General features: G+C 41.4%; 2 protein-coding genes and 1 pseudogene. All 3 read right to left on the bottom strand.

Translation table 11 applies throughout. The features are described from left to right. Window positions 1-170: 170 nt before the first annotated feature. The gene (locus WBA89_RS16955) at window positions 171-1,637 is read right to left on the bottom strand and encodes a DUF1802 family protein (protein WP_424408349.1); all 1,467 of its coding nucleotides are present in this window, start codon (window positions 1,635-1,637) and stop codon (window positions 171-173) included. 4 nt (window positions 1,638-1,641) lie between these two features. Further along, a complete protein-coding gene (locus WBA89_RS16950) occupies window positions 1,642-3,549 on the bottom strand; it encodes an ATP-binding protein (RefSeq protein ID WP_424408348.1) in 1,908 nt (635 codons plus the stop codon). A gap of 54 nt (window positions 3,550-3,603) precedes the next feature. Further along, window positions 3,604-3,915: pseudogene (locus WBA89_RS16945) on the bottom strand (hypothetical protein); the annotation flags it as partial.

Here is a 3,915-nt window from a genome sequence, read left to right as displayed (position 1 = left end):
AGATTATCAGTCAATGAAATTTTAGATCCGCCATTGGTGGAAGGGTTAATTAAGGCAGAACAAGCTCAATTGCAGAAAGCGGAAAGGTTGGCGGCTAGGTTGCGGGAGTTGGGCGTAGATCCTGATACTGTGTAGGAAATTGGATGAAGTACGCTCGCCCTTTTTTAGTCTCAATCATCTAATTGCAAGTCGCGCAGGAAATAAAAGCGATCGCGCCCTAAATCTTCGCCTTTAATTCGCCCTAAGTAACCAGTCAAAGGTGAGGAAAGTTCTATTAAAATTTGGTGCATTTCTTCATATTTTAAAGGCTGGGGCGACATAGAAAAGGCATAAGCACCGTGAAGCTGATTAAATTCAACACTTGTTGATTTTGTTCTTTCCAAAAAGTCTTTGACTAGCTGAACTATGTGCGATCGCACTTTAAGCTTCTCCCGCACATCATCAATATAGCGATTAACCTTAGCATCGGCTTCCTCACCAAATGGCTGTTGTTCTAAACAAGGTTTTAATTGTAATAGATCGATCGAACCGGGGTGTTTAGCTTTCAATTCAACAAGTCTTTGCAATGTTTCAGGGCGAATGACATTCATGTGGTTTCCGATAGCAGTTTTGTTAGCGTGTCTATTTAACTGACCAGCGGCCATAATTATCTTAATACAGCAGTTGTATTGTTCCTGAAGGTGCTTGTGTCCTAACTTGATAAGTTGCGCTGGCGTTCCATCAGCTACAGTTTCACTTTTGGTAGCTTTGCATTCTCCCACTACCTGATAGGGAGTTTCACAGTAGAAATCTAATCCGCCAGCACCGCCTGTTGATTCTGGATTGAGGCTAGCTTCTGGTTTATTGTTAGAATTGGCAAATCCTAGCTTGATAAAACTTTTGCGGACTAACTTTTCAAATGTATTACCATCGCTAGAGTTTCCGATTTGTGCGATCGTTTTGATCCAATCTAAATCAGGATCTGGTTTTGCAGTTGGTGAATTTTCCGACCAACCTAGAAACATTTTGATTTCTGCGTCTAGTTGTTTGGCTTTTGGGTTGGTGGTGGATAAATGCACTAATGCACTTTGCAACTCTTCCAATTCTGGATGTTCAGGAGGCTCTAGTTTTTTCAGCTTTTGACTGCGTTTAGCAAAGATAGTATCGCTCACCACAGGCGTTGAATCAGTAAGATTTAGAGACTTTGGTAAAGATACAAAATTGTCGCCGGGATGCACTGGCATTTCCAGCGGCTGAGGTAGCAGATAAACGCGAAAATGAGTTAGAAAAATATTACCTCGTTGCAGGAGAGTTTGCTGTAATGCCTCTGTTGTCCAGACTGTTAACTTCGACAAAGCCTCTAATGATTCTGGATCGTTTAGTATTTTACACCATTCGCATTTAGCCCAAGCTTTTATCAAAATCGTCTCAGAAGTTAACTGAGAAAATGAGGTTTTAGCAATTGGTAAAAAACTCGATCGGTAGTATTGCTCGTGGGGCAGCAAATTAATCGAGATATTGGCTGGATATAGGGCAAATGACCTACCAGGCTCGATGAAAATTCGAGGCATGGCTGCAATCACTCGCCCTTCGATTAAGGCTTCCACATCTGGCGCAGGTAACTGCAAAGCCGTATCAACAAAAACAGAATAACTCATCCACTTATTGACCTAATAATTTATCAAGTGCTTCGTCGAGGTTGTTAATTTCCGTAGTATCAGATATGAAGGTACTTTCAGCTATCTCATTTTCATCAACCAACCCATCAGGAATCTGACCAGACGGATCGCTAAGAATTTCACAAATTAGATAATTTTCAGCCGCGATCTTTTTCTGAACAATAAACTCCAGTATTTGATCTTCGGTTACATCGTAATCTGTGCGAGCCTTGTTAACAAAATAAATTGCTAATAAAGGCTTGATATCTTCCCTTGCCAGGTTGACAAATTCTCCACCTAGTTCTGGAGAAAGAAGTTGATCCAAACACTGTTTTCCTACACTCTTCGGTTTAACATCTTTAGAACGAACTAAACAACCGCGAGTCATATCAAACTTTTGATAATCAATTAATCGCTTTAATGCTGCACTCACATACTTTGCCCTAGATTCTTGAACAACTGCGACTACTATCTTGACAGACTTTCCATCTTCTTTGCCTCGAATTCTAAAGTCGAGATAACCTTTGTCTACAGCTTTAGTTTGTACCTTTTCAATCTCCTCAACTTGCACTCGTTCCACAGTCTCCCCTTTGACTGCAAGGAAGGCGAAATATAGAGCCTCGGCTAAAATATCGCTATCGTCAAAATATTTCTCGATTGTTTCCTCAAGTGCATTCAGTTCGTTGTTAAAAGCAAGTTCAACTTGATGGAGTGGATCTGCTGCTGTTGGCGATGGAGTATTATCACCAGGTACTTTCCACTTCTTTGCACACTCCTCTAAAACCTTTCTGACAATTAACTTTTCTTTTCCCAGTTCTCTCAGTTCACCTTCATCAAAAGGATAAACTGGATAAGGTGGAGTTAAACCTTTACTGTCATAAAATTCTTTGAGCCATTGAGAAACTAGAGTCACTACATCATCAGCATTCAGATACTTTAAATCAAAAGTCTTTTCACCCATTCTAGCTGTGACTGACTCTGCCTGCGGTAATGCTCGGATCTGCAATGTCCAAGTTTCATCAAACATAGCTGTCATTAAGACACCTCGTTTAATTTTACCGTACAAGTCTTTTACTAAGAGCGCAACGACCTGTGCCCTGTTGAAACCAGCTTCATTCCGATCTACACTCTCTAACTCATCAAAGCCAATTACTAAAGTTCTGTAATCACCAATTAAGTCTAAAATTTGGCAAACAGTCTGAAATGCTTCGCCTTCTTTATCCTCTTCCGTGGAATTTGGTAAACCCATTGCATCAGCTTGTGCTTGTGCCAAAGCTTTTCCAGACAGCCAGTTGGTTGCAAAGCTCACTTTATCTGAAGCAAGTGTCCACAGAATAGCCTGGATCAAATAAGGATTTTCGATGTTTGGCTTAATTTGAAGCACTTTTGCAGTTAAGGCATCAACTAATTTAGGATTTTTAGCTAATGCCCCCGAAAATTGCTTGACTAAATTTTGAGGTATGTGAGTTTTTCCTAATGCCTCATTGATCAAAGCAGTTGCTAATTCTTGCCACTGCATTACGCCTTCGTTACCAATCTGTTTCAGGCTTAAAGACAAAGTGTTTAGAAAGTTAGCGTGGACTCGGTTTAAGTTTCCATAGTCTACGTCGCTCATATAAACAAAGAAAGAACCACCTTCATCGAGAAGGCGGCTGCGAATCCGACTAATTAGGTGGCTTTTTCCTAGACCTTTTTCAGCTTTGATCGTGATGCCACTAACTGTACGATACCCCGCGCGGATTTGCTCTATCGCCTGAAAGATAGCATCAGAGGCATGAGCATTGATAGAAGGAACGTCAGGAAAACTTGGCTTCCAAATATCATTGCTCCTGACTATTAACGATCTGTCAAAAGGGTTTTGACTAGAAATAGCTTGATTGAGGTCGGGGATTGAGGAGTGAAAGTCATTCATCGTTGTGTGTGTGTGTGAAGATAAAGGAGCGAATGCACTACTAACTCAAGTTAATTAGGTTAAACGCTTGACATAGCAGCGCAAACCGTTCACTTTTGTGGTGATAGAATCTTCGATTTTGTCGGGGGCGCTGTCTTCTACACTGCCGCCTATAAGTTGGAGAATATCTTGAGCCTGCATTTCCAACAGCCACTCATTGAACTGAGATCGCCCTACTCTTTCTCCCATCGCCCGACGCATCCGATAAATCGGCACTAAATCGTCTAAGTTATAATCCCGGTTCAACTTGTCGTACACATCGATCGCCACAGTCTTAAAATTGTCATAGGAGGCGATCGCCCCTACATCCCCTTTCCCCGCCTCAAC

This window comes from Microcoleus sp. (genome assembly GCF_049646505.1).
In the GTDB taxonomy this organism is placed as follows: Bacteria; Cyanobacteriota; Cyanobacteriia; order Cyanobacteriales; family Microcoleaceae; genus Microcoleus.
The sequence above is the reverse complement of the archived record's forward strand: the minus strand, read 5'-3'. Positions and strand labels throughout refer to the sequence as shown.